Origin of the sequence: Saccharomonospora iraqiensis subsp. paurometabolica YIM 90007, from assembly GCF_000231035.2 — a bacterium.
Classification (GTDB): Bacteria; Actinomycetota; Actinomycetes; order Mycobacteriales; family Pseudonocardiaceae; genus Saccharomonospora; species Saccharomonospora paurometabolica.
This window is the reverse complement of sequence record NZ_KI912259.1, coordinates 193,758-199,757: the sequence shown is the minus strand read 5'-3', so window position 1 is coordinate 199,757 and position 6,000 is coordinate 193,758. Positions and strand designations below refer to the sequence as shown.

Annotated in this window: 6 protein-coding genes; 3 read left to right on the top strand and 3 right to left on the bottom strand. The window is 68.3% G+C overall.

From position 1 onward, the window contains the following. Positions 1 to 562 (bottom strand): AAA family ATPase (locus SACPADRAFT_RS29245; protein WP_084258564.1); only part of this gene is annotated, 562 nt, incomplete at its 3' end. A gap of 293 nt (positions 563 to 855) precedes the next feature. Here SACPADRAFT_RS29245 and SACPADRAFT_RS0221835 point away from each other — a divergent pair. Beyond that, the gene (locus tag SACPADRAFT_RS0221835; protein ID WP_007023548.1) at positions 856 to 1,134 is read left to right on the top strand and encodes a type II toxin-antitoxin system prevent-host-death family antitoxin; all 279 of its coding nucleotides are present in this window, start codon (positions 856 to 858) and stop codon (positions 1,132 to 1,134) included. Further along, positions 1,131 to 1,397 (top strand): type II toxin-antitoxin system RelE family toxin, encoded by a 267-nt coding sequence (locus SACPADRAFT_RS0221830; protein WP_007023547.1) that lies wholly within the window; start codon positions 1,131 to 1,133, stop codon positions 1,395 to 1,397. The genes SACPADRAFT_RS0221835 and SACPADRAFT_RS0221830 overlap by 4 nt, the downstream gene beginning before the upstream one ends. A 61-nt stretch (positions 1,398 to 1,458) precedes the next feature. Here SACPADRAFT_RS0221830 and SACPADRAFT_RS0221825 read toward each other — a convergent pair whose 3' ends face one another. Next, on the bottom strand, positions 1,459 to 2,724 hold the full coding sequence (locus SACPADRAFT_RS0221825; RefSeq protein ID WP_233357247.1) for an ATP-binding protein: 1,266 nt from the start codon (positions 2,722 to 2,724) through the stop codon (positions 1,459 to 1,461). Positions 2,725 to 3,092: 368 nt separating this feature from the next. Between SACPADRAFT_RS0221825 and SACPADRAFT_RS0221820 the strand changes: the two genes are divergently transcribed. Beyond that, positions 3,093 to 3,527 (top strand): OsmC family peroxiredoxin, encoded by a 435-nt coding sequence (locus SACPADRAFT_RS0221820; protein ID WP_007023545.1) that lies wholly within the window; start codon positions 3,093 to 3,095, stop codon positions 3,525 to 3,527. A 107-nt stretch (positions 3,528 to 3,634) separates the two neighbouring features. On the opposite strand, the gene SACPADRAFT_RS0221815 is transcribed toward SACPADRAFT_RS0221820, so the two are convergent. After that, positions 3,635 to 5,482, bottom strand: coding sequence for a DUF262 domain-containing protein (locus SACPADRAFT_RS0221815; RefSeq protein ID WP_007023544.1), 1,848 nt, complete (start codon positions 5,480 to 5,482; stop codon positions 3,635 to 3,637). Between the last annotated feature and the right edge of the window lie 518 nt (positions 5,483 to 6,000).

Sequence of the window (6,000 nt, the reverse complement as noted above, 5' to 3'; positions counted from 1 at the left end):
GGACGTCGAGCGGACACGGGCTCCCCTCCAGCGGGTCCGGACGCGCCCCGCCGGTGAGACGGACGGCAGCGAGGTCGTCGACCTCGCACACCACGTCGAACCCGTCGGCACGCAGCCCGTCCGCGTCGAGCAGCGACCGGCGGTGCGCGTGCCGGCGCAACGCCTCCTCCGGCACCCGCAGGTCGGCCGAGCGGGCGGCGTTGCGGGCGAGCAGGACCTCCACGTCGAGGTCGGGCAGCAGCAGACACACCGTCCGCAGCCCGGTCTCCCGGGCGAGGTCCAGGTGTTCCCGCCGTTCGACACGCCGCAGGTGGGTCGCGTCGGCGAGGTAGCCGTTCCCGCTCCCGGCGAGCGCGCGCTGCCGGGTGGTGGCCGCCCGCAGGGCGGGGAGGGTGAACCGCTCCAACGGTGCGTCGCCCCCTCCGGCGGCCCGCCGGGCATCGGCCCGCAGCAGGTCGAGGTTGATCACCCGCGCCGGATCCAGCCCGGCGGCGATCAGCCGGTGCCGCAGCCGCGTCTTGCCCGACGCCGCGGCCCCGACGGTGACCACGACGGCGGGCATCGGCACGACAGAACCGGACTTCACACAACCGGACTACCCGCCCGGCAACGCCGGACCGGTTCACGCCCACAGTGCCGCGATCGGCACCGCCGTGACCCGCGCATCGAGCTGGAAGAGCGACTTCCCGGTGTGCAGGACGACACCGGCGACCACAGCCTGAGGAACCCACCGAGGACCGTCCAAGATTCTTGACAGCAAGGACCCCAAGAACAGCCCTTATCAGTAGTGAGGACCGTCCGGAGCGAGGCTCGTACACGCGAGTACAGCGACGTACATGGTGTACAGTGACAGATATGAGCGACGAGAACCCGACAGATGTGCGCGAGGTGTCCGTCACCGACGCGCGCGGCAACCTCGCGGACCTCATCGACACGGTGCGCGACGGCGAGTTCGTCTACCTCATGCGGCACGGGGAACGCGTGGCCGCGTTGATGCCCGCCGACGTGGCGGAGAACTACGAACGCATCGAAGACGACTACTGGGCCCGCCGCGCCAACGACGCGCGCGCCGCGATCGAGGCGGGCGAGGAAGACACCATCTCCTGGCAGCGCTACCTCGCCGAGTCCGCGTGACCTACCAGATCGACCTCACCCGGCGGGCCGCGAAAGCGCTCGACGCGATCGACAAGCCCCAACGGCGTCGCGTCCTCGCCGTCATCGACGCGCTCACCGACGAGCCCCGCCCGCCGCGCTGCACCAAACTCGCCGGGACCACCAACCAATGGCGCGTCCGCGCCGGGGACTACCGCGTGGTCTACGAAGTCCACGACGACCGGCTCCTGGTGCTCGTCGTCGAGGTCGGACACCGCGCTTGCGTGTACAAAGACAACCGCTGAATCACCCGCATGGACCATCTGACACGCCCCGTGGCCGGGATCCGGCGTCGCCGCAGGTAAGTCACGCCCACAGGGCAGCGATGGGCACCGCCGTGATCCGCTCGTCGAGTGGGAAGATCGACTTCCCTGTGTGCAGGACGATCCCGGCGACGAACCGGTCGCCGAGCTCGTCCCGCAGCCAGGCGAGATGCCGGGTGTCGGCCACCGAGGGACTTGCGCTCGCCTTGATCTCCATCCCGACCACGCGCCCGTCCGCGGTCTCGAGGACGACATCGACCTCGCGTCTGCCGTTCTGCTGCCGCAGGTGATACGCCACGGCCTTGTTCCGGACCGCTTCCAGCACCGGGCGCACCTGCGCGAGCACGAACGTCTCGAGCATGCGCTCCAGCAGTTCGCCGTTGCGGAGAAGTCCCCGGGTGTCCACGTCCAGCAGTGCGGCCACGAGGCCGGTGTCCGTGGCATAACGCTTCCGTTGCTTCACCAGACGACTCAACCGGTTGGTGTACCAACCCGGAAGCGACCACACCACCCGGAGATCGTCGAGCAGACGTTCCTGCCTCCGTACGGTCTTGACGTTCATTCCGGCCGCCGACGCCAGTTCGGTGTCGGCCGTCATGGTCCCGGTGCATTCCGCAAGGGCGTGCAGCAGGCGTCGCAGCGCCGGAGCGTCACGAATGTCCCCGAGCTCGGGGACATCCCGCAGGACGAGCTGTTCGACGTAGCTGTCGAGCCACAGGGTCCGTGGCCGGGCACGCAGGTTCACCACGGACGGGTATCCGCCCACGACGGCGAGATCGAGGTATCCGGTGAGGTCCGGGGGCGTCTCGGGAACGGAGAGTTCGGACACTTGTCCGCCCAGCAGAGCGGACACGAAACGGTCTTGCGGAACTCCGGAGGATGAGCGCTCCAGCACCGTGAGTGGGTGCATGTTCAGCGTGATCACGCGCCCGGTACCGGGCCAGGAGGCGGATGTGAGCGGCGCCCGCACACTGCCGGTCAGGATGAAGCTCCCGGGGCGTGCCTCGCGGTCGACCGCCCGCTTCACCGCGGCGAGCACCTCGGGGACCTCCTGCCACTCGTCCAGCAACACGGGCCCGGACACAGCTTCCGACACCGCCCGCAACGCCGCACTCGGGTCCGCTCGGAACGGGGCGGCCTGAGCCTTGTCGTCCAGTTCGACCACCGATTCGGCGAATCTCCGTGCGGTCGTGGTCTTCCCCACCGCCCGCGGACCGGCCAACAGGACGGCAGGAAAGACCTCCAACGCCTCGCACAACCGCTCGTCCACCAGTCGCGGCACATAGTGGCCGTCAGCAGGGCCGACCACCCGGACACCCCTTCCACCTCGATCTGCAGCTTTCGCGCACCCGCTGGCGGCCTTCTCACACACCGCCTAGCGGCCTCCTCACACATACTCTAGCGGCCTTCTCAAACACCTCCTAGCGGCCTTCTCACACATGTACTAGCGGCCTCCTCACACAGAGCGCATCAAAGGCGCAGGTAAACCGCATTTCCACGGTGTGCCGGACGTGGGGACGCCGCTCACCGGACCCCACGACACCGCAGCGTCGGATTCGCGGCGCCCGTGCAGCGGCACCCACGCGGGCGAACGGTCCCGCCGCTCACCGCGCCGCGCCGGGCGGTGCGTTCTAGGGTCGGAAAGCACGCCCCCACTCTCCGGCGAAGGGAGCCTCCATGGCCCGGCGCGAATCGACGACGCACTGGAACGGTGGCCTCAACAGCGGCACCGGCGCGATCACGCTCGACTCCTCGAACACCGCCCGGTTCGACGTCACGTTCCCGCGCCGGGTGGGTGAGCCGGAGGGCACCACCAGCCCGGAGGAGCTGATCGCGGCGGCGCAGTCGTCCTGCCTGGCGATGAACCTCGCCGGGGTGCTGGAGAAGGAGAACCTGACCCCGAAGACGATCGACATCGCCGCGGCGGTGACCGTGGAGGCGGCCGACGGCGGGCTGTCGATCAGCACGGTGGACATCACCCTGCGCGCCGACGTCGACGGCGTGGACGCGGACCGCTTCGGCCAACTCGCCGCGGCCGCCAAGGACACCTGCCCGGTGAGCAGGGCCCTGGCGGGCACGACGATCTCCATGGACGCCGCACTCGCGAGCTGACACCTCAGTCCGGCGAGTCGACACTTCAGCACCGCGAGTCGACACTCTGGGCCGGCGAGTCGACTCTCCGGGGCTGGCGAGGCCCTCCACCGGGTCGCCGAGTCCCGCTACCCGGTGACGCCGTACTCCGCCGCGTCGTCCACCGGGTCGTCCGGCTCGGGCACGAACGCAGCGGGGGATTCTGTACCCCCGTCGAGTGAGTCCTGGTCGATATCGCGCGCGGCCCGCTTGCCCATGGCCGTTTCCACGAGCCGCAGCAGCGCCTCGCGGCGGTGTGTGAAAAAGCTTCCGAAATCGCCCGCCCGCAGCGCCGCCACGTCGACCTGGTGAGCGGCGACGATGGCGTCGAGCTCGTCGGTGGTGATCTTCGCTCGGGCGTCCAGTTTGCGCATGTAGTCGGCGGGTGACACCCCGCCGACGAGCTGGTTCGTCTTGCGCGCCAGGGGCGTCTTGTTGACGATGCTTTCGCGCAGTTCCGGGTCGATGTCGTGGGCCAGGCACCACTTCTTCGGGAAGATGTGGTGGATGTCGACCGCCAGTTCGAGGTAGTGCGCCCGGTCGAACGGCTGGTGGTGCAGCCAGTCCTTGGTGTCGTGCGCCATGAGCAACGCATGGATACCTTTGTATGCCGCCGCGTTCCGGGTCTTGAGCGAGTGCAGCCGGGACTCGACGAAGTTGGCGTCCTCCACGGTGCGGGGCACCGCCGCCCGTTCCTCGCCACGCGCCCACGCGGGCACCTGTTCGACGTCGCGGGCCATCCGGTTCTCGGTCGCGGAGCTGTAGAGCTCGCCCAGCACCCCGCACCAGTACCACTGCCGGACACGCGACCGGATGCCGTGGATGTCGATGTCCTCGCCCATCAGCACCCGCAGCGCGGCCAGCGGCACCAGCTGCGTGGGATACGGGACGTCGCCGTCGATGTGGATGTGCTCGGCGGCGAGGAAACCCGCGACCCACCCCATCGCCTTGCGCACCTCGTCGGCCCAGTCGAGGTAGTCGGACAGGCGCAGATCCAGGATGTCGTCCTTGCGCGCGGTGGTCGCCCGGTAATTGTGGTTGCTGGCCAGCAGCATCACCGCCTGAAGGAACTCGGTCTCGTCCAGCCCCTGCAGCACCGGGTACTTCCCGATCACCTCCGCGGTCTTGTCCCAGTCATCCTTGAGCCGGAAGTCCGTACCCGTGGCGCGGTAGTAGTCGGCGTCGCCGGCGAACTTCGCCGTGAGCAGCTCGAACACGGTGAGCTTCATCCCGCCCTGGTTGACCTTCTCGAAGACCGTGGCCACGGCTTCCTTGGTGGTTTGGCGGTCCAGCTCGATGGACGGGATGGTATAGGACTTCATCGGCGTGATCACAGTGTTGAGGAACGTCCTGGCGACATCGCCGTCGGCGTACCCGAACAGCCAGTCGGTCCCGCTGTCGCGGTAGGCCAGGTTGACCGGGAAGTAGCCGTGTTCGAGCTGCTTCTCGCGGGTGGAGACGTCCAGGACGACGTCGCGATCGAAGTTTTCCCGGAGCACACCGTCACCCGGCAGCGACTTCACCGCCTCGTCCAGATTGTGTGGGTCCTTCACAGCCTGCGCGATGTCGAAGAAGAAGCGTCGCCGGACGACCTTCTTCCGCGCGTCGTGGGTATCGATCACGCCGTCCCCCCAGAGCGCCTGGCTCAACGAGGTGAGGCGCTGTTGCCCGTCGAGCACGAGCAGCGCGGGCTCAATTTCGGCGGCCTCATCGTCGGCCCCCTCGATCGGCCTGGGCTTGAACCGCACTTGGTCGTTGCCGGTCTGCAGCGTCATCACCACGCCGAGCGGGTGCCCGTGCGCAATGGTGACCAGCAACGACCGGATGCGTTCCTCATCCCAGACGTAGCCGCGTTGAAAGTCAGGCAACTGGATCTCACCCCGCGCGATCCTCGGCAGGAGTTCCTTCAACGGGTGTTGCGGCGTCTGAAAGCCCATCGCTCCTCCTACGTCGACGTCCTGACCGATTCCGGGATCCCGCGTCCCGCGCTGACGCTACCGCAGGTGATCACGCTTGTACGGCGGATCCAACGGAGGAACCGCCCCGGTAACGCTCCCGCCCTCGTCGCCGACTTCCGCGCGAGAGTCACCGATCCGTCAGTCCGTTCAGCGAGGAGAGGTCCCGGAGTGGAGATCGCGGAGCGCACGGGTGTCCCCCCAGAAGATCCGTAAGCACAAGGCGGCGATCCAGACGGAGGAAGCCACCAAAAACGCGTTCGTGATGCCGTTCATCAGCGACGTGCTCGGCTACGACGTCTTCGTCTTCATCCCCGACGAGGTCATCCCGAAGTTCACCGCCGACGTGGGCGTGCTACTCGACGACAACGACCGCAAGCCGATCGCCCGCCTGTGGTTCACCGCGCCCACAAGTACCTCGGCGTGTTCGACGAAGACGGAGACCCGTCTCCCATCGAGGGCGTCGAGACATCTACCGCCACGCCGACACGCTGCGGGCC